We start from the raw sequence: 24,757 nt of genomic DNA, 5'->3' as shown, positions 1-24,757 counted from the left end.
GTAGGCGGAATTTTGAGGTGGGACGCTTCGGCCGGCTTGGCCCGTTCATGATAGTCGATCAAGTTTCCATCGACTGCGCTTGATTGCCCCGATTCTGGGACGTCAGAATCGTGCGACGTTCGGCATGATCATGAATGAGTTCACCGAACGTCAGGCTAAAATCAACTGAGAAACGAATGGATCAGGCGATACGTCGCGAAAACACTGTGTCAGGGAATTCTGGCGAATCCCATTACGTTGTGTCCCAGTAGCTCCACCAACCACGCGGCAAGAACCGGAATGACTGACGCGATGCCGAAGACCAACGACGAAAGACAATTCCAGGGCAGCACCCCGCCCGTGGACAGGTTGCCGCTGCTCTGTCTCCGCTTGGGCGCTTTCCTTTGCTTCGCCGGTTGGACTTGGGTGCATTACTATTGGGAAGCACCCTATGGAGTGCTTCTTTGGCACGACTCCACCTACGAACTTGCAAGCCGACTCGGTCTGTCGTGGGATGAGTTCGTTGGCACAGGGGCCGACGATGGATTGGTGCAAAAATGGATGGGCAAAATCTGGTGGCTGTATCTGACGTGCACGCTATTGACGTTAACGGTTCGCCAGCGATCGTGGATCCAGATGGGCGTCTTGGTATTCGGCAGCGGGTTGCTGACGCTGCTCAGCTATGCGGCCTACGTTCGATCGCAAAGTCAGTTTCCGATGTTCATCGAGCACGGCGGTCAAATGCTGATCCCGATCCTGCTGGTGATGGCACTTTCCCTGGGGGCTCGCCACCGGGTCACGGTGGTCACCGCGATCATTGCCCTGATCATGACCTTCGCCGGCCACGGCAGCTACGCGATCGGCTGGTGGCCGACGCCTGGCAAGTTTTATGCGATGACGACGTTGATCCTTGGGGTGGAGTACCCCACCGCTCAAACCCTGCTGCGAACCGCTGGCGTTTTTGATTTTCTGGTCTGCATCGGAATCTGCGTTCCCTTCCTGCGTCGCCCGAGTGCTCTGTACGCCACGGCCTGGGGATTCTTGACTGCGATTGCCCGGCCCGTCGCAGGCATGTCGTGGGAACTGAATTTCTGGGGTGCCGACCAGTACTTGCACGAAGCAGTTTTCCGTGCACCACACTTCCTGATCCCCCTGTATCTGCTGATGATTTGGCGGCCAACGCATCCGACGGCTGATTCAGATAAACTAGACGCGAAACCATCACCTATTCCGGCATCCCAATGAATCGATACCTCGCACGTATGAAAACCAACCCGCAGATATTGTTGACTAGTCTTGCCGCCGCCGTTTGCTGCTCGGTGTGGCTCGGCACGACTGCCCCGACGTTGGCTCAACAAAATGCAAACAATCGACGCGGCCGCGTGGACCTGACGATCCCCGAGGTGGAACGCGACAAAGTCATCTGTTTTGCGTTTTACACCGTTCACGACAAGACACTCAAGCTGACCGCTCAACTGTATCCACTGAAAGCGGACGAGGACAAAACCGCTCGCCTGGAAATCGAGAAAGACGGCCAGTGGGTCGAAGTCGCCCGAACAAATGTGATCCAGGCTGGCTGGACGGCACCGTTCCGCGTTGAAAACTGGGACGACACCCAATCGTACAAGTACCGCGTGCTGCATGGCCCATCAGGAAACGCTCCGCAGGCAACGTACGAAGGCATCGTCCGCAAGAATCCCGTGGACAAAGACGAGATCGTTGTCGTTGGATTCACCGGCAACTCGATCCAGCCTGTACACGGCGGCGACATCTCCCGCCAAGACTTGATCGACAACGTGAAGAAAGTCGATGCCGACGTACTGTTCTTTTCAGGCGATCAAGTCTACGACCACAATCGACACTACGCGGCATGGCTGAAATTCGGACGCGATTTTGGTGAGATCATCAAAGACCGCCCGACGCTGTCTTTGCCCGATGACCATGACGTGGGACAACCCAACTTGTGGGGCGAAAGCGGCAAGATCTCGACGCTCAGCGGCGCAGCCGATGGTGGCTATTCCCAACCGGGCGTTTATGTCCAGGAAGTCGAACGCGCTCAAACCAGCCACTTTCCCGATCCCGTTGATCCACGCAAGATTGGCCAAGGCATCGGTGTCTATTTCACCAACTTGAACTGGGGCAACGTCGACTTTGCCATCCTGGAGGACCGCAAGTTCAAGACCGGGCCGGCTGGCCGAGTGCCGAAACAAGGACCTCGTCCGGACCACATTCGCAATCCCGATTACGACCCCGCCAGCGTGGATGTCGGGGGAGCCGTTTTGCTCGGCAAACGGCAACTGGACTTCTTGGACGCTTGGGGACAAGACTGGCAGCACGCAAAAATGAAGGTCGCGCTCTCGCAGACCATCTTTTGTGGCGGTGCTCACATTCACGGCAGCGCCAACGGTCGACTGCACGCGGACATGGATTCCAACGGTTGGCCTCAATCGGGACGAAACCGCGCGCTCAGATCGCTTCGCAAGGCATTCGCGTTTCACTATGCCGGCGATCAACACTTGGCCACGATCTTTCATCACGGAGTGGACGAACACCGAGACGCGATCTGGTCGTTCTGTGTACCATCGATTGCCAATCTCTATCTCCGCTGGTGGGAACCGCTGCAGCCAGGGCTGAATCGTGAACCCGGCAGCCCCGAGTACACGGGCGATCTGCTGGACGGTTTTGACAACAAAGTCACCAACTACGCGGCTGCTAATCCAGAAAAAATGCCCGCCGGCAACTTGCTCAACACCCGAGCGGCCGGATTCGGAATCGTGCGACTGAACACCAAGACTCGCCAGATCAAGATGGAATGCTGGCCACGAAACGTGGACGTGACCGATCCCACTGCGAAACAGTATCCGGGGTGGCCACGAACGATCTCGCAGCGGGACAACTACAATCCGCCGTCCTGGGGGCAACTGGGAGAGTTGACCTTTGACGTCGATTCACCCGTTGTCCAGCTCGTCGATGCCGCCAGCGACGAGATCCTTTACACCATTCGCGTCAATGGGAACACGTTCGTCCCCGGAGCGCCTCGTGGAAAGAGCTTTCACGTCAAAGCGGGCAAAGACGCCCCTGACACGGTGGTTGTCCAAGATGCACAAGTGGGCAACGCCGCAGTCTCAGTCAGCATCAAGTAACCCCCTCACAACCATTCGTTTAACGACAAGCCGCAGGCGACCGCGTCATCAACCACCGATGCCCACGCGCAAGAAAGCCGGACCCGTTCAAAGGCGACTGCTGACACCTTCACCAGAGAATTTGGGGGAGGTCGGATCGAGCGAAGCAAGATCCGTGAGGGTGCCTACGCTGGGCAATACGCATGGATGTGCTGAAGCGGCGCGCGAGCCCCCTCCCTCGCATTCGCCTGAAGGGCTCTGCTCGACCTCCCCCAAGTTCCTTGGTGGAGGTGACACGGAGAATAAAACAGTGGCATCAAAAAGACGTGACAACACCAAACTTTGAGCCGTGACGCGCTAGTGGCCTGTTGATTTAATCGAAATTGGGAACGCAAGGGTGAGCCGTGGGCCGTAAGGCACCGGGCAATGCGGTAGGCCCGGCCGCTTACGCGTCGCGGCTCACTAAATCAACGGCCCGCTAGCCGCGGGCCTAATGGTGTTGACGAAACCCTTCGAGGCCCGTGGCTAGCGCCATCGGCTCACAGGCCCGTGGCTAGCGCCATCGGCTCACAGGCCTGTGGCTAGACCGGATAATGCATCAGCCGCAGTGCGATAGCACCCGGTTCTCCTGTTTTGCCGGGTGAACCAAACGCTATCTCGCTGCGGCTGATGTATCCAACGGCAAACGTCCTTACGCCGATGCGGGCAAGAATGTCTTCCAGCATTCGTAGCGTGGATCGTCCACCGGGTGCGTCATCAACGGATTGAAACGCGGCTTGCTCGGTGTACGCATCAGCTTCATCCTCGCTTGCTTGGGCGTACGGCCACCCTTGCGTGAATTGCAACGCAAGCAGCAGCAGACGATGTTTTCCCACGTCGTCGGTCCGCCATGCGAACGTGGCACCACGTGGTCCAAGCTCAACTTGTGAGTCGGCTCCACCTTGCCACAGTACTGGCACTGGTGATCGTCGCGTGCGAACAGATTCTTGCGATTGAAACGGACCGTTTGCATCGGCATTCTGTCAAAGCGAGTCAAGCGCGCGATGCGAGGGATCTGCAACTCAAACCCGACGGCTTGGATGTAGTCCTCCCCCGGCTGCTTCTCCGCCGACGTCAACTGACTCATCTCACACCAGCTCTCAAAATCGTAGCTGACGTACTGTCCGTTCTCATTGCAGATGACTTCCGCGCACTCGCGATACAATAGCGTCAACGCACGACGCACATTGACGACGCGGATGGCCATGTAAAAACGGTTCAAGATCAAAACATTGCTGTCCAACAAACTCTGTGACATCGTCGCCTCTGATCCTTCTCTGTGTTTAACGCGTCAGATGGATTCGGCTGATCGTACGAAGCCGCCGCGACGGCAGCGTAGCGGGCAACCGAACGAGTCCCTGAATTTCAAAACATTGTAGACCGCAACGAGCGACCGGTGGCGATGGACTCGGCCGACAAGTGCCCGACAACGGGGGACTCCATGCCGTTTTGGGACACCCAAGTGTCCCGCCAAGGTTCGCCCCGTCACGCCCAATCGGAACTTTCGGATCAACAAAACACTCGCCCCCGAACCCCGTAATGGGATTCGCCAGAATTCCCACCACAGCGGATTTCAGGCGAAAACCACGACGCCATCTTTGATGATCTGTTCCTCAACAGCCGTGCCCCCGATCTCAGTCACTTGAATCTCCTCTGCGTTTCTCGTCTGCGCTTCTACTCCGCATCGATTTTCGGGTGTTGGCTAGTTATCCCCTGGTGGCGAATTTGCACCAACAGCAATCGATCTCCTGGAGCCCAGAAAGCCAAAACTCCACGTAATTTTCATTTTTTCCTAGGTCGCTCATCCCGCAGAACTCGTTGATAGCATCGCGTCGTTTCCGTTGACCCGGAGGCACGGTTTTCCGTAGTGTCCCGACAGAGAAGTCCCTGAGCGCCGCCGTTGTTGGCGTCGCTTCCGCCTGCCGCCCATGGAATGCCTGTTCACGGATGCCACCCGGTCGACGAAATCCAGATCGCAGACGCCGCGTTTTGTACCAATCGCAGGCTTTGCCCGACGTGTCGGCCACCGCCGCTGAGCGTCGTGCTGCGTTGAAACTGCGTGAAGCCCGCCAGCCGGTCAAGGCGTTCGGTTCGCGAGTTCATCGACGGCTTCGCGCCCGTTGGTTTTCCCTGGTTCCCGTCCGGCGTCGATCGCTGCTGCTCATGATCGCCGTGCTGCTGGGAGTGGGATTCCTATTATCGCTCGCCCATCACGCCGCGGTCAGTTGGCCCGCACTGGCCCAACGCCCCGAACTCACCCGCGCACTGCGTCTGGATCGCCCCGATAGTTTTGGACGCTGGTTCCAGAGCATGGTATTGATGCTGACTGCGGGTGCTTCCTTTTTGATCTATCAACTGCGTCGTTATCGCAACGACGACTACCGCGGCCACTATCGATTGTGGCGACTGATGCTGGTCTTGTTGATTCTGGCCAGCATCAATGCCCAGGTCGGAATGGTTCAATGGACCGGCGATGCGATCGATGCCGTATTTGGAAAACGGGTGGCTCTCTCAGGAGCCGGCTGGCTGCGAATCTTGCTGGGAGTCGGGGGGGCCGTCTTGACCATGCGCTTGATCGCAGAGGTCGCACGATGTCGCGGCGCTTTGGTCAACATGATTGCTGCTGCGGCTCTGCTTGCCATTCCCGAAGCCGCCCGTTGGCAGTTTGTCACGGTCGACTCACTGTTGATCAGCACCCTCGTGATCGCCGCACCGTTGCTGGGATCCGCCTGTCTGTTGGTCGCCTGCACTGCCTATTTGAGGCAACTGTATCGCCAAGCAAGAGATCTGCCCGAACAGCCGATCATGGAGCGAATCCTTTCCACTCGCTTGAACGTGTTCCGCCCTGAACGTGAAGATGAGGATTCATTCAACACGGCGAGCGAAGACGAAGCATCCGATGACAAACCATCCGGTGGATGGTTCTCACGTTGGCGTAAACGGCAAAACGAGGATGATCTCGTCGAACAGGAGAAGCGAGAGCGTCAGCCGTCTCGACAAGTTGTATCCACACCGCCCCCACAACGCCAACAACCACAGAGCCAACCCTCTGTCAAACAGCCAGTTGCTCGCAAGCAATCTGTCGAGGAGGACGTCGACGAGAACGACGAGCCGACAACGGAAGCGTTCGAGTCCAAGCCACCTCGCCGCTGGTTCGGATTGCGACGTGCCAAGCCCGACCCCGAAGACAACTTGGACGAACAAGACGAGCAAGACGAAAAAGCTGCTGAGGCGTCTGCTGAAAACGACGACGAGCAACAAGAAGACTCCCCCAAAACGAAACGTCGCGGGGGCCTCTTCTCCGGCTTTCGCATGCGTCCCAAACGGGAACTCGACGAAGAAGACGAATCAGAACCGGAAGCGACAGCGGTCGATGACGAGCTATTGTCCGACGACGGAGAGTCCGCGCCGAAACCCAAGAAGGGCTTGTTCGGCTGGCTCTCGCGAAAGAAGCAAGCCGATGATGACTCCGACATGGATGGCGGTGACGAGGAGCAGGAAGAGGAAGCCGCCAATGCGGCCGAGTACGCGCAACAGCGTAGCAAACCATCATTGATGCAACGCGTCGCACAACGCCGAGACGTAGCGAACAACGATGCCGACGAGGACGCAGACGGCGACCCGCTCGATCCAGACGGAATCGACTGGGACTCCCTGAGCAAGTCCGAACGCCGTCGACTCCGCAAGAAACTTAAACGCAGCGGCAACGCCGCATAGAACTGGGCTGTTCCAATTTGGGATAGACTCAATGTTTCGGCATTCATTTGAGTCGGTTCTTATCCACTGCTACCTTTCAACCGCGGTGTTTGTGCAGTGTGTGTGGAAATGTGTCGAAAATTGGTCGGCCCATAAAGACCAGGGCTTATAACATCTACGTAGCCATCCTGGTCCGCAGGATGACGCCCGATGATTGATTTGGCAAACTCAGTTGATTGTGTCGAACAGTTGACTTGAGGGTCGGTGATGCTGGTAGTAGCTTCGTTTGACACCCAAGAGCCGACGAAGTTTTCTGAATTGTAACCCGCTTGGTCGCCCGCCCATTCCTTCGCGAAGGATTCTACTTGAAACGGCACGCCTGCGTTGTGGTGACTAAAGAGCGATCGTATTCTGGCGTCGTTCGAATGGGTTACCCTTCAACATTGGGTATGCCAGACGAGATCGGTTTCAACGCTTCCATGATTTGACTTGCTGACACGATCCCTTGAAGCACCACTGGATCCTCCGACGTTCCATTTGGATACACGGCAACAGTGGGTGTCGAACGTGTACCGAGTCGCCGAAGCAATTCCATCGAGTCGGGTGACGGTGCCGTCAGGTCGGCATAGTATGCAACGACAGAACGCCTACGGAATAGTCGTTTCAACGACGGATCTTCAAACGCGACCCTGCGAACGTATGTGCTATTCACATCCCAACCTGCTCCAAGAAAAACCACGATGGGGCGATCATCGTCTTTGTGTTGGTTGAGCGTTGTCCGTGAATAATCGCGCCACGGGATCGGGCGTCGGTCAAGCCAACGATCGACGCCAAGAAACACAGCGGCAGACAATGCGACGACTACGAAAAGCGTGATCAAACGGAAACGGGTGAACGGAGCGTTGCGAATAGCCATTCACTTTGCCTCTGCGTGGTCACGACTCGATGAAAGGAGCTTCGGCCGAGAGTAAACGGCTTAAAGTATAATCGACAGCCTTCAAGTGCCGGGGGGCTACTTCAATGAAGCCAAAACATGAACATATTATCCGAACATCTGATGCGTTTCAGTCTTGCTGTTGGCGCGCTGCTCATCGCGGGGACGCAAACACTGTCTGCTCAAGACCCTGGTGTCATCAAGTTCAAAATCCAAGACGAACAGTCCCGATCGTTGCCGTGTCGCATTCACCTTTTTGACGAACAAGGCGAGTCGGTCAAAGTCGATCGTTTTCCTTATTGGAACAACCACTTTGTCTGCCCAGGAACTGCCGACGTGGCCGTGCCCCCAGGCCGCTATTCATGGCAGATCGAGCGCGGGCCAGAGCATTCAAGGTTGTCCGGCGACGCATTCGTGCAATCGGGTAAGACCACGGATGTATCGAAGACACTTCGACGCATCGCAAATCTCAAAGAGGAAGGCTGGGTCGGTGGCGATCTGCATGTTCATCGCCCCATCACCGAGATCAAGGAGTTGATGCTGGCGGAGGATCTTCACTTTGCTCCCGTGATCGGCTGGTGGAATACGCCTGCCCCTGATGCGATCGTGGTCGAACAGACCGAGTTTCGGTTTGACGAGGACAGGATTTACTGTTCCCAAGCCGGCGAAGATGAGCGGGAAGGCGGAGCGCTGCTGTACTTCGGTCTCAACAAACAGTTGGACTTGTCTGTCCAATCACGGGAATTTCCATCGCCGATGCAGTTTGTTGAACAAGCGAGACAGCAGAACCAGGGTGTCTGGGTTGATGTTGAAAAACCGTTCTGGTGGGACATGCCGACTTGGTTGGCCAGCGGAAACATGAATTCGATGGGGCTGGCCCACAATCACATGCACCGAACGAGTGTTTTGAACAATGAGGCTTGGGGACGTCCCCGTGATTCAAAGCGATTGCCGGGACCTCATGGCAATGGCCTGTGGTCGCAAGAGATCTACTACCACCTGTTGAACACCGGAATTCGCATTCCGCCATCTGCCGGCAGTGCATCGGGTGTCTTGCCCAACCCCGTGGGCTACAACCGCGTCTATGTCCACTTGGCAGACGAGCCATTTACTCGTGATAGCTGGTTCGCTGGACTGCAGGCGGGGCGATGTTTTGTGACCAACGGACCATTGCTGCGAGTGGCAATCAATGATACTTGGCCAGGAACTGTGCTCGCCCTGCAAGAGGATGCTTTGCAGGTAGAGATTTCACTGCAACTGACGTCCAACGATCCCGTGTCCAGTGTCGAGGTCGTTCACAATGGTGCAGTGATCAAGCAAATACCGTGCGAAGAGTTGGTCGATCAGCCGCTCAACACAAGCATTGCCATCACAGAACCCGGATGGATTTTGGTCCGAGCCATCGCCGACGTGGATCATACATTTCGATTCGCGTCCACGGCCCCCTGGTACATCGAGAGCGATAGCGTCAAGACACGGGTCAGTCGAACTTCGACGCAATTCTTTCTTGACTGGGTCAATGAACGCATCGAACGCGTCAATGCAAATGTGCCCAATGCAATTCAGCGAGACTCGGTCTTGCGGTGGCATTTGCAAGCTCGAGAGTTCTGGATCCGCAAACGCGAGAATGCCAATGCCAAATAGAAATCGCTATCGACACATTCGGTTCTTGCCAACGGTTGTTGTGTTGACCGTCCTGAGCTGCTGCCACCTTTTTGACATGGCTGCATCGGCACATGAAGGACACACGAGTGTTCCAGCGAACTCGTCGAGTGAAAAGGCACCGCTGTCACGCCGCGTCGCGGAAGCGGATCAGTATTTCCAATTGTTCACGACGTTGGTTGCTCAGTGGCCCAATGTTCTCAAGGACGAGTTGATCGCGCAAGCGGTGGCCGAACACCAAGTCGTGCACGGCAATCCTGGTGCGATGCCGATGGAAAGTTTGCGGTCGAAGAGGACCGAGTTATGTCGTCGTCTGGAGAACTTGCTGCCCGCCATCCACGTCGACTGGAACGAGTCCTCTGTTTCGCTTCGCGACACGGATTCACCGCTGAGGATTTGTCGTTCGTTGACGTCTCCGCTGTTGACGATCATCCACAATCACGGCGATCAAGACCTGACGCTCCGCGCCGTTCCGATACATTCGTATGCCGACGAGCAGCCACCGAACTACGTTCGCGTGGCTGCGGGTTCTGAGATGACACTGCTGACGAGTCTATGCCCCGAGCAGAAATCAGAATCCCTTGATCGACTGGAGATATCGCTGGAACAACCACCCGGCGAAGGGTCCCGACGCAGCATTTCCGTTCCAGTCACCGTCGTTGAACCGGCTGTGATTCGTGGAATCGTTCGCGAAGGAGACCGGGATGTTCCCGGACGCGTGACGGTGCAATGCCAAGACGGCGTTTGTCGCTATGGTGGTGAATTCGCCACGCATTCGACCTTTACCGACAAACCGATCATCTATCCGCCCATCGGAACTTGGCAGAAGACAACCTTTTTCTATACCGCCGGTCGATTTGAAATGAAGGTGCCGCCAGGGCGAACTTCGGTCGAGGTCCAGCGAGGCTTTGAACATTTGCCAAGCAAGGTCGAGATGGATCTCAACGCCGGCGAGATTCGCGAGCTGGAACTGGAGTGCAACCGAATCGTTGACATGGCCGAGCAAGGCTGGATTTCGGGCGACACCCATGTGCATTGGGTCACCAATGCGTGGAACGTCGACGAACCGCTTGAACTGTTGGCGATGGTTCAGCGAGCGGAAGACCTGCGAGTGGCCAATAATCTGACTCTGCTGCAACGCTACGCAAATCAGGCGTTCATCAAGCCGTCACAATCGAGCATGGGACCGGTCGCGGAGTTCAGCAACTCCCAGTTCCATGTCCAAATGGGCGAAGAGTACCGCAACGAAGATCTGTACGGTCACCTCTGCTTTTTGAATATCGACTGGTTGGTTCAGCCGATCGGAACCGGTTCGATCATTGCCGGCCCGGACTCGCTGGATTATCCCATCAACCGAACAGCCATTGACGCGTGCCGTGACCAAGGCGGGATCAGCATTGAGGCTCATGGAACGGGAGGCAACAAAGACGTTCCCGTCAATGTCATCCACAATGCCACCGATTCGCTGGACCAGATGGAACCGGAAATGTACTACCGTCTATTGGACTGCGGATTTCGTTTGCCGTTGACCAACGGCAGCGACCACCCGGCAAGAACACTTGGCATCGCACGGGCATATGTGAAAGTCGACGGGCCTTTCACCTACGCAAAATGGATCGAAGGGATTCGTCGCGGTCGCACCTTTACCACTTCAGGTCCTTTGCTATTTCTCAACGTCAATGATGCAGAGATCGGTGACGTGATTCACACCGGTGCCACTGACAATTTGCGAATCAAAGCGAAAGTGATTTCTCGTCATCCCATCGGACGTTTTCAAATTGTCTCCAACGGGAAGGTCTTGGCAGAGAAAGTCATCGATGGATTGACGTCAGAAATCGAACTGTCCATCGCAGCAAGTGAGAGCCGTTGGATTGTCGCCCGTTGCAGCAACCGCACCGATGGACGGTCCGAGTTTGGGTTCGGCGATTTCAATGTCATCACGGGTCCCGGTGTGGCCCACACCAGTCCGGTGTACGTCCAGGTCGATGCGCGACCACGACTGGATCCCGCTGCAGCCCAGTACTGGGCGGAACGCATGCGAATGCACGCCGTTGAGATCGCAGCCAAGGGCAGATTCGCCAATGTCGCTCAGCAGGACGAGGCCGTCGACTACATCGAGCAAGGTGTCGCGATGTTTAGGTCACTCGGGCAACAAACCCGATCGGCTCGCAGTCGTGATGAATCGCTGCAGGAAGCGAAAGAACGTCTTGCGAATGTCGTCCGTCGATTTGGGAACACGCGAGAGACCGAGAGTGTGCTCCGGGCGATCTCGGAATGTGATTCGCAACGTACGCTCAGCGACGCATTGGCGCCGCTGACGTGGTTGGCTGCATCGGTGAACCCTGAATCTCGCGTCAAGATTTCTGCCAAACGCGAGCGTATCGAGTTGCTTCAGGGGCGACCCCAACGCTTTTTGATTCAGTTGGAGAATACGGCCGGCATCACAGCGCCGTTGGGGATTCAGGCAATCGATATCACTGCCGATCCGCCGCAGGCTGCAACTTGGTGTGATATCCGAGTCATCGACAGCCCTTTCTCGTCAGTCTACTGCACCGGGGCCGTCGATGAGTTCAAGGTCGTCGAGATCTTGGTACACGAAGAGGGACTGCGTGAGGTTCGTTTGGTCGCTGACGTCGGCCAGGGAACTCAGGATCTGGGCTTCCGAGCCACCGCCGATATTCAAATTCATGCCGAACCACGACGAGCACACCAATCCGTTGAGAACTGAATCCATGAGAATTCTATTTTCCGTACTGTTGAGTCTATCGTGCGTTGTCGTTTCCACGGCGGCGGGTCAGGAACGATCCGATGTGCAGCGTGTTCCACGACAGCCGTTGCTTGCGCAGATTCACCGATTAACCGAAGCGATGGACGTGGTCGGCAATCCGTTCGATGCCGAGACATTGCGAGAGCTGAAGAAGCTGAAGTCGCTGGAGGACGAAGCGAACGTCACCCAACAAGTCCAGCGATTGCTCGATCCCTATTGCATTGCAACCGTTGACATCCAAGACGACGGCCCTCCGTTGGTGACAATCGGTTCGGCGACCACAAACCTGCTGGAACAAGGCTGGCGAACGTTCTTGGTCAAAGTCATCAACAAGCCGGGGATCACAGGGCGGTTACTGGTCGAGAGCCCCAATGCCGCACCGCTTCCCCATGCGCCGGCGAGCGAAGTCGAATCGAGATGGATGCAGCTTTCCTCGTATGAAGGACAGCCGATGCGGCCCAACCTGGGCGGCCTGGAACTTGAATACCGAATCCTGCAGATCTACAGCCGCGATCCCGGCAACAAGAGTGCGTTGTTAGAGTTCACGGTCAGTCGCGGTTCGGGAGCTGACAGCGAGTTGATCCGTCAATGGCGTTTTGATCAGGGCACCGACGGCTGGAAAGCCATGAACCAATGCGAGATCACCGCAAAGGACGGCGTGCTGCATTTCGTTTCCGACGGTGAAGATCCCTTTATCGGCTCTGAGGTGAAAGGGCGTGGTGGTCCGCTGACGCTACGTTTCTGGGCGAAATCCGATGTGGGTGGTATCGGACAATTGTTTTGGTGGACCGAAGACCGACCGCAGGCCAGCGGGGACCGGCAAACCAACTTTGTCATCGAGCAAGGCAAGGAACATCTTTACGAGGTTTCGTTCACGGTGGACGGTAATCTGGCAGGCGTTCGACTTGATCCACTGGTACGTCCAGGAACGATGCGGATCGACTGGATCGATTTGTACTCGGCACAGCGTTCCGCGGAATGGAGCAAGCTGAACGTTGAATTCGATTGCATGCCAGCGACAACCGTCACGTTGCGTGTCTTTGATGCCGACGGACAACCCGGGTTTGGCAAGTTTGAGATTCGTGATTCCAAGGGGCGGATCTATCCGGCACAGTCAAAGCGTCTTGCGCCCGATTTCTTCTTTCAAAGGCACATCTACCGTGGTGATGGTGAGTCTATCTCCTTGCCACCCGATACCTACCAGATCGTTTGCTCCCGTGGCCCGGAGACCATCCCAGAAATCAAGACACTGACGGTCACAGACAAGCCAACGGAGCTGGTTTATCGCGTCAACCGCTGGATCGATCCCGCCCTGGCCGGTTGGTGGTCGGGAGACCATCACATCCACGCTGCGGGGTGTTTGCACTACGAGAATCCCACGCAAGGTGTGCAGCCCCATGACATGATCCGCCACATCATGGGCGAAGACTTGAAGGTCGGATGCTGCCTCACATGGGGCCCCTGTTTTGACTACCAAAAACGATTCTTTACTGGCGAGGTCGCGGAACAATCGCAGTATCCCTACACACTGCGATACGACGTAGAAGTCTCCGGTTTCGGCTCACACATGTCCGGACACCTGAATCTATTGAACCTGAAGCAGCAGATTTATCCCGGCGGTGAATCAAAAGACCACTGGCCAACCCTGGGTCTGAACACGTTGCGTTGGGCCAAACAACAGGGTGCCGTCTGCGGCCCCGCTCATTCATCGATTGGATTGAGCCGCTTTGTCGGACGTGTTCCCGGCACCGATGGAAAAGATGGCCTACATGATCTCCCCAATTTCAACATCCCCGCCTTCGACGGAATCGGTGCTAATGAGTTCATTGTCGATGTCACTCATCATGTTCCCGGACCAGACGGAGACATGGTTCCAGCCGTGGACTTTGTTTCTGCGATGAATACTCAGCGTGTCGCCGAGTGGAACATTTGGTACCACGTGCTGAACAGCGGTTTTCGTGTCGCGGTCAGTGGCGAAACCGACTTTCCCTGCATGAGCGGTGAGCGTGTCGGCATCGGTCGAGTGTATGCCAAAGTCGACGGAGAATTGACGTTCGACAAATGGGTCCAATCGATCGCCCAAGGACGAAGCTACGTCAGCGACGGGAACTGTCACCTCCTTGACTTCTCGGCAACTCACGCGGCATCTCAGGGAACCACGCACGTGGGAGAGCAAGGTAGTGAGATGCGAATCACGTCTGGCGGGGAACTGACGTTCCGAGTCACAGCCGGAGCAAAACTTGAGGGTGAACCAGATCTACCCATTGAGTTGATCGTCAATGGATACCCGGTTGAGTCCAAATCGATTCCTGCCAACGGAATGGTTCACGACGTCACGTTTCAGCGTCCACTGACACAGAGCAGCTGGGTAGCCGTGCGTGCCTTTCCCAACGCACACACGAATCCGATCTATGTCGTCGTCGATGACAAGCCCGTTCGCGGGTCGGTCGACAGCATGCGATGGTGTTTGGCCGGTGTCGAGCAATGCTGGAAGTCCAAACAGGCGACTTACGCACCAGACGAGCAAGCGGAAGCTGAAGCGGCGTACGCGCACGCTCGCAAGGTGTTCTCCGACCTTATCGATCAAGCAACAAAGTAGCAGCTCCAAGACTCACGCGAGCGTACTTCCGATCGCAAAAAGCCTCCGATGCCGGCCGCCGTAGCAGCGAAAGATAGCTCCTTCGCGCAGGACCCTGAATTCTTAGGCTCGCATTATGGGCGCATCTCAGCGGCCGGCAGGAGCCTGGGAACGAGTGAGTGAACTATTCGGATTGAGACAGCAAGTTGTCGGGCAAGGTTTCCGGCCAGTCACCCGAGAGTGTGATCTTGCGCACTCGGCACTGACGCTCTTTCTCGCACAGCAACCCGGGTCGTTTGTCCAACGCCATCGCGACCCGTGCGGCTGCTTGATCGTTGATCGTGATGACGACTTGTTCACCTTTGGCTGTCAAGCGAACGGTGTTCCAATCGCCGGGGTGGAGCGTCAAGTTGCCGTCAATGAGTTTCTCGTCGGGATCAAATTCGCGTTCTCGCGCGGTCGGATCGGCAGAGTCTCCTGGATGGGCACGGGACTCGAGCGAGTTCGATTGCGACAGCCAACGGAGCTGGATGCCACTGGGCCGTACCATCATCGCGACACGGCCGATCGTAGGATGGACTTCCATCTTCTCGGGATCGTACCAAAATTCATACGTCAAACTTTCGCCATCGAGGAGCGGCCGTTGGTAATGCACGTGAGACGCGACGGCTTGGTTGTATCCCTCCTCGAGTGTGCGGCTTTGCAGTTCACCATCGACAGCGCGCCATCTTAAACTCTTAGCTGCTTGCTCGGCCAGCTCGAGCCGTTCCTTCTCGAGCGATTTGGCGTTCTGGTCTGGTGTGAGTGGCAAATGCAGCGGGGGCAAGGCAGTACTGAGGATGTGGGACGACCAGCCCCGCAACCTCGGATGCAACAGATCGACTTGCCGAGGGATGGTTGGGCTTCCGGAGATGACGATATCAGACGCTTCGCTGATGGAATAACTTTTCATGAACAGACCCACGAACGGGAACGCGGCCGCGCGATCATCGGTGAAGAGGTCTTGACCGCCTGCGCGGAAAACGACTTCCTCACCCCGATGCACCAATTCCATTTTCAACGGCATGTTTTTCTCGCCAGTGGTGTACTCGCCCTTCACTTCGCCCCGGCCAATCAAACCCATAGCGATCGCCGACTGATTGTACTCTTGGGCCGCAAACGAGACCCCATTCGCGGTCACCGAGAAACCGCCATAGGGACGCGGTCGCTGGATGACTTGAAAGGTAAAGTCACCGGCAAGCGGGTATTTTAGCATCATCAAATTCACGTCCAGCCCGCCGCCGTACAGGAACCGCCCTTCGCTGGCGGCCCACTTCGGCAGGTTTCGTTTGCTGACCGGCAGGCTGGCGAAAGGCGTTTGATAAGCGATGAAATGATCCATTCGGGTGTCAGTCGCCGAGGCAGAAGCGAACGAATCGGTGATCCGCGAGAGTGTTTTGTTGTAATAACCGAATTTGTTACCCAATTGGCAGTTTCGTGCGTGGATGACCAAGTCTTGATAGGCCGATCGGGCAAGCTCACGCATCGATTCGACTTCAAATGCGCCGACGACCAGAATTGCTGATTCGTGCGGCATCGGAGAATCGACTTTCTTCGTCGGCACGGTTTCTTTCAGTCGTTTGGTCACCCGGTTCAAGACTTCGCGGGTCGCGTCGTTGCGACCGTCTTTCAGCAACGCGAGTCCGATCATGGCGTCGACTTCGTCACCGGGTGTCACGACGTACTTACTCATTCGATCGATCAACGCGTCGGTTTGCCCGCATTGAGCGGCCGCGACCGCCAACGCCAAACCGATCGACTCAAGCGGGAAATCGTCGGCAGCGATGACCAGATTGCGTGCTTCGGCTAACGATGGCGCGGCATCGGCGAGAGCCGCTGGCGGCTCTGCGTACACCGCGTAACCGACCATCGGTATCAAACCCTCGCCGGCAACTTCGCGATCTGGATCACCGAACAAGAGATAGGAAAGATACTCGAATCGCGTTTGCGCATCGGCATCGGCGATTGCCAACGTCGAGAAATTGCTGTTGCCTGAGTTGGCCCGCCGATGCGATTCGATGATCTGCGGTCGCAACAATTCTGCGGCGATCAGAAACCGGCCACTGGCTAATGCGGAGCCAGTCAGATTGCTCGATGCGTTGGCGGCCTGTTGTTCGGCCAAGCCAGGTTGACTGTAGCGAGAATAGAACTGACGAACGCTGTCGAGATACAACTCGATCCAATCTCGGACTTCATCGTCGTTGAGGTCGGCGTTGCGGATGGTCTTGTCGATGATGCGACGCCAATGGGCCATCGCTTGACCGATGGCTGCGTCTTTGCCTGCTAGTTGCAACAGATGCTGCCAGATCGCCCGAACTTGCGGTGTCTGACCGTCACGATCCTCTAGCCGGTACGCAACGAGCAACAGGACGTTGGCGATCGCTTGATTGTCCAAACTCGCACGGGCAGACATGTCCGTTGCCGGAGACGGGGCAGCCGCGTCAACTTGGTCTGTGACCCCGAGGGCGGATGCGTCATTGATGCCGCATGAAGCGAATAGATCATCGATAGCTTTTGAAAGCATCACCTGATCGTCTTGTTCGGCGGCGATTTCGAAGGCGACGAAATCGATCAGTGGCTTCGATAAGACCGTCTCTCTTCGCTTGGTCAAACGTGACATCAAATCGTCTAGCTTTCCGGTCGCCTTGGCTGCGGCGACGAGCGTTTGAGCGACACCGGCATAGTTGGAGGCATCCTCCTTATCATCAATAGCAAAGGAAGTGTTTGGAGTGCGACGCGTTAAATCTGACAGGTACGGAAAGACTTCTTTCTCTCGATCGATTGGCATCACGACGTAGGTCAGGATTTCGTACGCGGACTCGGCCAATTCATGATCTTTCTCCAATTCGGGAGACATGGCTTCCAAGACTGCGTGCACCCGCAGGATCATCGCGTCGAGTTCGTTGGCGTTGGGTTCACGGTTGGATGAACGATTGCGTGTTTGCAACATGAATGTTCCGTTGGCGCCATCGCCACCGATCGTTCGCAGTGGGGGACCGCCACCGAACGCCCGGCCGATCGCATCGATCGCGACCGACCAAGCGTCCGCAGCGACGGCCGTTTCAGCCACACGGACACAATCTTCCGCCGCCTCCGCACCAAGTACCTTCGGCGGCGTCGTAGCGGGTGCGGCGCGATCCAGTAACGCCAGTAATATCGCCAGTTTGCCTTCCTCGGTATCGGCATCGCCTCCGGAATATCGGATCTTGGCGAGCGCCAACGCGTCAGCGATCCCTTTTCGTTCCGACGCATTGGCCAACGCGAACAAACGGTCGGCCAAACGCTCGGCTGCAACTTTGGTTTCCTCATCGTCGCATGCCATTCCGACCAATGCGGGTGAGACCAACGCCAAAACGTTCGGGTTGGGAATGAAGGCTTTGCTCTGCGACTCGACCTCAGGAACGAGTTCGCATAGTCGTTCGAAGTGCTCCGGTGCAGTGTCTTTTTGCGTAGCGATCGCGATCAACGCCCGCATGCCGACGAGCGATGGGTTCTTGGGCGTTTGCTTCAGCCGTTCGGCCAATTCTCCATCAAATTCGGTCATCATCTCGCGGCCCGATTCGGACTCCGCGAGTTTCCCAGTCACGATCGCCGCGACACTGCTTTGCGACGGTTCCAAGTCTGTCGTCAGCGGCATCGGCCAGAGCGCGAACCCGGTTTCGAATTCTCGCTCTTTCCTGACGGTTGGAGTCGATCCCGAGGAACTCAAAAACGGGCCGACCGGATTTGCTGCTGGTTTGGGTTTTTCAACGGCCGACTCAGTTTCGATTTCGATTGGCGGCAGCGACAAGTATTCCGCGAAATCCTTCTCGTTCAACTTTTTCAGGGTCGAGGCGAGTTCTTTCTCAAAGAACGATTGGTATTGATCGACGCCGCCCCAATTCTTTGCTGCCTGAAACCGTTCGGGTTTAGACAAGGCCTCGGCGTAGATCGGAATGGCCGATAAGTAAGATCCCGATTGAACTAGTTGACTAGCGATGCTTTTGAAGGCTTGCAAGTCCTGATAGTCGCCATAGCCGGGGTTACTTTGGTTGTCTTCGCTGTGGTCCGTGTTGGCGTACATTTCCAATAGTTTCTCGCGTGCCTTGTCCTTCATTCCGGCGGCCACATAGGCGTCCGCCAAGCGAGGATGCATCGAGTATTGGTACTGACGCATCGTATTGTTGCCTTCCGATGCGGCGATGCCTTTCTCGTATACTTCAACGGCGATCTTCGCCAGCTCAGATTGTTTTTCGAGCACTTGGCCGATCTGCCACCACAATTGATATGGGATTTGATCGTGTCCCATTTTCATCATGCGATCCAAGGTCGGCCGGTATTGCGACTCGGGCTCATCGCCTATCCGCGTGGCGACCAACATCATCTCAGCGATCGGTGATCCGATCTTGGAATCTTTTTCATTTGCCTTTTCGATACGTTGACGCAAGGCGGCTTGGATTTCGGCTCGGAGCTGATTGTGATTGCCGAGAATCTGCAGACAGGGCTCGATGATCCCGTAAAAGCGTCCGTCGCTTCCGTAGGAACCACGTTGCCAGATTTGACTCAGCGGATCAAACATCTCGTCGCTCGTCAGGACTCTCCGAACCGTATCGACGACTGCTTCGGATTTCATGATCTGTTCATCGCCGATGATGGTCCGCAAGACGCTATCGAGATCCTCGACCGGACACTCCTTCAACACTTTCTCGCGGAACGATTTTTCAAACGGACCCGGCGTTTGAGTGCCGCTGCGACCGCGATTGATATCGACGAGTTGGCTGAGCATGTAGCCTTGAACGGATTGCAGATTGAGGCCCATCAATTCCTTGTACGCCGGTTCGCGGTCCTTGGCCTGGCGGATGCAATTGGTCATCACGTAGTAGCCATTGCTGAGCAAACTCGGTTCCTTTACAGCGGCCGTGGCAAATTTAGCGGCTGCCTCATCGTACTTGCCTGCGGACTGCAAACGATTGGCCGTTTCCCACAAGGTCTTCGGGTCATTGGGTTCCAATTGAGCGATCTCGCTGAAGACCTTTTCGGCGTCGTCTTTGCGACCTGCGGCGGTGTAAAGTTGAGCCAGTTCGGACTTCAGAGACAACGATGTTGACGAGGAGGCGACTCGATTCTCCGCCATCTCGATGATGGCATCCAAACGTCCGCCACGGCGCAACATTTCGACGGCTCGGCGGCGATAGTAATCTTCATTAGACTCGCCCCCGCGATTGAGTTTTCGCATCGCGCTGTACGCGATCTCGGCGGCGGCGTCGGTATCGTTGTTGGTCACGTAACGATCGGCGAGCGATAACAGGTCACTGACCGATTGACCGCCCCGGCGACGTGATCGCTGCAGCACGGCGGCCGACATTTCACGCATGCCCAACCGGGTCAACTGGTCGGCCAACGCGAGTTCGGTTTGCACGTCCAGTCGCATGCCAAAGAGTCGCTGTGCGGCCGTTTTGGCTCGCTCCAAATCGCCGAGTTGCGACGCCAAATTCATCGCCGCGAGTTCGCGGATCTGCAGTGTCGATTGGTCGGTCGGGTTAATCGAATCGAGTGCCTCTAGCGAGGCTTCGGGCATCTTCAACTCGGCCGCCAAACGGGCCCGCTCGATCCACCAATCGTTGTCCTCCGGGTCGGCCTCTGACAGTTGGATGATCGCATCGTAGGTCTTCGTGATCTCGCCGCCCCACCAATGGGAATAGGCGACTAAGATGTCACGCAGTTCCTGTTCGGCAGCGGCCAATGAACCATGCCCAGCCATCACCGGGTCACTGTCCTGCCAATGCCGTATCGCCTTCTTGAAAAGATCTGAGCCGGGATTGGCAACGCCGGACTGGGCAAGAGTGCTGACCAGATTCGGTGGAAGTCGATCGCTCGCCAGTGGGACTTGAAGCTGAAGTTGTTGGTACGAACCCTTGCGGTTGTAGTACGTATTGACCATGCCGAGCGACGAAGATGCCGACAGCCGGGACCGGCGTGTGTTCTGATTCACGATCGCTTGAAGCGCGATCGTCAAATCGGCGACGGACAATTGGGTCGCTTCATCAATCTCCGGAATGCTGGCGAGCTGTGTCGCGGATCGGCTCATCGAGTAAGCGTCGTTCTCCGAAATCGTCGACGCCCAACCGGGCAGATTCTTGATTACCCTATCGAGTAACTCGACGGCCTTGTCCGTGTCCTGGAACCGGGCGGCGATGGATAATGACGCCATCGCATGCTGGAAGGTGTCGGTCGACATCGGGAACGATTCGCGAATGCTCGCGGCCATGGTTTCACGGCCCGATTCTTTGAGTTCGTTGTAAAAGTACGCCGCGGTGTAGCCTTGAATCGTGTTGCCGGCGAGGTTCTTTTCGTCAAATTCGGCCACGATTTCTCTGATGAACTCGATTCGCTCATCGCTGAGAGGTTCGATGGTGACGTTGGACGCACCTGGTCGCGACTGTCGTGATCGGAGGCTGGCGCGGCTGCTGAGAATCCGGTAGAGCATACTAGGCCGGAACGACGGGATTTGTTCGATCAATTTCCAAGTTACCGTTTCCAGCTTCGGATCAATTTGCTGCGTCGGTCGCGTTTCCAACGATGGGCGAAACGAGGAGAACAGATAGAAACACTTCAACCACTCGACATCGTCGGTTGAGTTCACTTTGTCCTCGTCATCCAATCCCTCGGTCGTCACAAACTCATCAAGCTTTCCTTGCTTGGACGCGATGATCATGCGATACGTTTCCGCAAACAATTTTGCGTGCAACACATCTCGGGGATCTATTCCCGATGACTGTGACGAGACGAAGTTCATGCGAGCGTACTGGCCGAGTTTGTGATATCGGGCCAAGCTAGACATGCCGCTGGCGTAACTGATCCACTGAGACCCGTCGTCGGAGTTGCGGTTCGGTAAAATGGCGTTTGAGGTTGTCGCTGAAGCCCGTGCCCGAGCTTTTGCTTTCTCGATCTTGTCTTTGTTCGTTTCACTGAGTGTGTCCTCAGGCAGATCAAGATCAAGGACCGTGTCGATCTCCGCGAGTGCTTCGTCGTAGCGTTGGCTTTCGATTAAACCGGCGATCAAACGCGGACGGACTTCCCACAGACCGGGATCTTTCTCCAACGCCAGCTTGCAAAACCGCACCACCGACTCGCCTTCCTTTCGGATCAAGGATCGGTCGATGATGTCGATCATCGCAAGCGGATCGGTAACCGCCTGCATCCGCTGCAGCGTCGCTTCGGCGCGGTCCATCTGGCCGCTGTTGATCAACAGTTTCAGTTCACGATTTCGGTTCTCCGGTGTATCGGCGAGTTTGGTCAGCTGAGCTTGATATTGCAGCGCGGTGTCTAGATCGTCGGCCGCTTCGGACAACTCGACCAATTGCGCGATCAGTTCCGCATCGCGAGGATTCTCGGCCAACAACGGTTCCAGCGTCATCCGGGCGGCACCGAGATCGTCCATGGAACGATGGGCTTCGGAAATCAACAACGTCGCCGTGCGCATGTCGGACGACTCACGCCCCCGTAGTTCCAGTCGGCTGATCAGTCGATCGAAGTCTCCCTTGCGGCCATAGAGCGAAGCGAGCGATTTGATCAAACCACGTTGTTCGGACAGATCGTCGTTGTCTTCCAACAACGTCCAGTACAACTCGATCGCTTCGTCAGTGCGGAACCGATCGTCCAGCGCCGACGCGAGTGCTCGGCGTGCATCGCGATCACGGGGGGCCGCGCGGAGGGCCCGGCGAAGCTTTTCGATGCCCTCGTCGTCTCGGCCGACGCGAAAACACTGTTCGGCATAAAACCGGTACGACTCCGGATTGCCCGGACCGGCTTGGATCAATTCCTCGGCCGCCGCCAAAGCCAATTCGACTTGGCCGAGCTCCATGTGCAAGGACGCGATCCGTTTTAAGTAGTTCGGCAGGAACCGTGAATCGACTTCCGCCAAACGCCGATAGACCGTGATCGCGTCGGCCGAGCGAGATGATTTGCGATACAATTCGGCGGCGACCTCCATGGCGGCGATGTCGGCCGGCTCGGCTTTCATCGCCGATTCGATCGCGGCTACCGCCTCGTCGGTTTTCGCCGACGCGTCCAACATCAACGCCAATCGCCGGTAATCTTGGGCGGTTCCCGAGGTTTCGGCCGTTTTCAACGCTTCGGCAGTCCGTTCCTCCAACGTTCCACTGCTGGCGTAAACGCCGATCCGTGATCGCAGCAATTGTTCGCGTTCTTCCGGCGTTTCAGCGGCCGCCTCCGACGCATCGAGTTGCGACAACGCCTCGTCGTATTTCTCCGCACGCGTTAACAATTCGGTGTACCGGAGCCGATGCGAGAAAGTCGGGTCCTGCTCGATGGCTTGAGCGAATGCGTCGAGTGCCTTGTCCGGATGATCGAATGTGTTGAGGACTTCGGCCAAACGAATGAAATTGTCTCGCGTCGCCCGTTCTCCTTCGGCGATCGAATTCCAAGTCGTCATCGCTTCGTCTTTGCGATCGAGTCGATGCAGGTACTCGCCCAAATATTCGCGATACTGCGGTTGATCGGGAGCCAATTCGATCGCCCGGTTGTACATCGCGATCGCGTCATCGACCCACTCGATTCGCCGCATCAGGTCGCCGACTTGCGCGGTGATGACCGCGTCGTCCTTACGGGCATCGGCGAGTTGTTTCCAAACCGCTGCGGCGTCCGTTTGACGTGTCGGTTTGTCCTTCGTCGTGTCCTCCAGGATCGTGTTCCCGAGCCGGATCAGGTAATCCGGGTTCTCGGGATCCTGTTCCACGAGAACCCGCAATTGCTCAGCGGCATCGGCGGTCTTGGCGGTCGCTTGATACAAATCGATCAACGCCAATCGCGGTTCGGTTTCGGTTGGTGCCAACTCGACCGTTTCGACGAGTGTTTTTTCCGCGTCCGCTAACAGGCCTGCTTTGGATTGGACTTGGCCGAGCCGCATCCGCAGTTCCAACGCATCGGGTTGTTTTGCGAGTTGGTCCGCATAGTAATCGGCCAGCGCCGCGTAGTCGCCGCTGCGCAAGAATCCGGCTTCGATGCGTCGCTGGACGTCCGAATGTAACCAGCTCGACGGCCGCAGTCGTCCCAAGATCGCTTCGAAGTCCGCGAGGGCTTCGTCGGCTTTTCCGATCCGTCGTTTCAGTTCGGCGGCGGCGATTTGGTAACCGATGCCGCGAGCGTCACCCGAGGCGGAGGTTTTCTTGGCGAGTTCGAGATACCGCTTGAGGGCTTCTTCGTTCTGACCTTCTTCGGCTAACGTTTGGGCGATCTGTTCGCCGACGCGGGTGTCGCCGGGAAACGATTGTTCGAGGCGATTCCAAACCGCGAGCGCCTTATCGGTTTGTTGACTCCGCCCATAAAGTCGACCCAGTTCGGTGAACACGGGCAGGGCTTCGTTGCGGGCAGGTTTGCGATCGATGGCCCGCTCGAGTGCTGCTGCGGCCGCTTCGCCCCGACCGACTAATAATAACGCCTTTCCTAAGTAATAGCTTGCCATCGCATCGTCAGGCCTCAACGTTTCGGCACGACCGAGCGATTCGGCAGCTTCGGCGTCGGCACCGCGTTGCAATTGCAACAGCCCCAACAACATGGCCTTCGCGCCCGCGTCGTCGCCACCGCTTTCAATATCAGTTTTGAGTTTTTCCAGCGTCGCGTCGAGCGTACCGGCTTGAACGTGATACCCATAAACGCGGTCGAGTGCCGTTCCGGGGACGGGTCTTCGTAGTAAGACCTGCATGAATCGTTCGGCGATCTGCGCTTCGCGATCGGCCGCCGCCGAATCACCGGGAGCCTGGGCCGTCACGATGACGGCTGGCATCACCAAAGCGAGCGAAACCAGAAATTCGAGAAATCGTTTTGCGACCATCAGTAGATTTTCCATACAGGACGGACAATTCGGATACGCTATCGGAACCGCTGGCCTGTCCGAATGCAACGTTTGCGGGCTGCAAGGCCAAGAATTTTTTGTAAGGAAT

General features: G+C 56.6%; 9 protein-coding genes. 6 read left to right on the top strand and 3 right to left on the bottom strand.

The features are described from left to right. Positions 1-291: 291 nt before the first annotated feature. Together Pla52nx_RS30570 and Pla52nx_RS30565 are read left to right on the top strand one after the other, a co-directional pair. Positions 292-1,224 (top strand): hypothetical protein, encoded by a 933-nt coding sequence (locus tag Pla52nx_RS30570; RefSeq protein ID WP_146519449.1) that lies wholly within the window; start codon positions 292-294, stop codon positions 1,222-1,224. Continuing rightward, positions 1,221-3,122, top strand: coding sequence for a hypothetical protein (locus Pla52nx_RS30565; RefSeq protein ID WP_231741878.1), 1,902 nt, complete (start codon positions 1,221-1,223; stop codon positions 3,120-3,122). The genes Pla52nx_RS30570 and Pla52nx_RS30565 overlap by 4 nt, the downstream gene beginning before the upstream one ends. 670 nt (positions 3,123-3,792) lie before the next feature. On the opposite strand, the gene Pla52nx_RS30560 is transcribed toward Pla52nx_RS30565, so the two are convergent. After that, entirely contained in the window at positions 3,793-4,398 is a 606-nt protein-coding gene (locus Pla52nx_RS30560; RefSeq protein ID WP_146519450.1) for an HNH endonuclease, read from the bottom strand. A 689-nt stretch (positions 4,399-5,087) separates the two neighbouring features. Here Pla52nx_RS30560 and Pla52nx_RS30555 point away from each other — a divergent pair. Beyond that, positions 5,088-6,857, top strand: a complete 1,770-nt coding sequence (locus tag Pla52nx_RS30555) for a hypothetical protein (RefSeq protein ID WP_146519451.1) — start codon at positions 5,088-5,090, stop codon at positions 6,855-6,857. A 409-nt stretch (positions 6,858-7,266) separates the two neighbouring features. Here Pla52nx_RS30555 and Pla52nx_RS30550 read toward each other — a convergent pair whose 3' ends face one another. After that, the gene (locus Pla52nx_RS30550) at positions 7,267-7,752 is read right to left on the bottom strand and encodes a thioredoxin family protein (RefSeq protein ID WP_146519452.1); all 486 of its coding nucleotides are present in this window, start codon (positions 7,750-7,752) and stop codon (positions 7,267-7,269) included. Positions 7,753-7,869: 117 nt separating this feature from the next. Here Pla52nx_RS30550 and Pla52nx_RS30545 point away from each other — a divergent pair, with 117 nt between their 5' ends. The 3 genes from Pla52nx_RS30545 to Pla52nx_RS30535 are packed head-to-tail and all read left to right on the top strand — an operon-like array spanning position 7,870 to position 14,798. Continuing rightward, positions 7,870-9,414: a CehA/McbA family metallohydrolase gene (locus Pla52nx_RS30545; RefSeq protein ID WP_146519453.1), complete on the top strand. Its 1,545-nt coding sequence runs from the start codon at positions 7,870-7,872 to the stop codon at positions 9,412-9,414. Next, positions 9,404-12,160: a CehA/McbA family metallohydrolase gene (locus Pla52nx_RS30540; protein ID WP_146519454.1), complete on the top strand. Its 2,757-nt coding sequence runs from the start codon at positions 9,404-9,406 to the stop codon at positions 12,158-12,160. Before Pla52nx_RS30545 ends, Pla52nx_RS30540 begins: the two co-directional genes overlap by 11 nt. A 4-nt stretch (positions 12,161-12,164) precedes the next feature. Further along, positions 12,165-14,798: a CehA/McbA family metallohydrolase gene (locus Pla52nx_RS30535; protein ID WP_146519455.1), complete on the top strand. Its 2,634-nt coding sequence runs from the start codon at positions 12,165-12,167 to the stop codon at positions 14,796-14,798. A gap of 163 nt (positions 14,799-14,961) precedes the next feature. Here Pla52nx_RS30535 and Pla52nx_RS30530 read toward each other — a convergent pair whose 3' ends face one another. Beyond that, positions 14,962-24,648, bottom strand: coding sequence for a DUF1583 domain-containing protein (locus Pla52nx_RS30530; RefSeq protein WP_197454465.1), 9,687 nt, complete (start codon positions 24,646-24,648; stop codon positions 14,962-14,964). Between the last annotated feature and the right edge of the window lie 109 nt (positions 24,649-24,757).

The organism is Stieleria varia (genome assembly GCF_038443385.1).
In the GTDB taxonomy this organism is placed as follows: Bacteria; Planctomycetota; Planctomycetia; order Pirellulales; family Pirellulaceae; genus Stieleria; species Stieleria varia.
The sequence above is the reverse complement of the archived record's forward strand: the minus strand, read 5'-3'. Positions and strand labels throughout refer to the sequence as shown.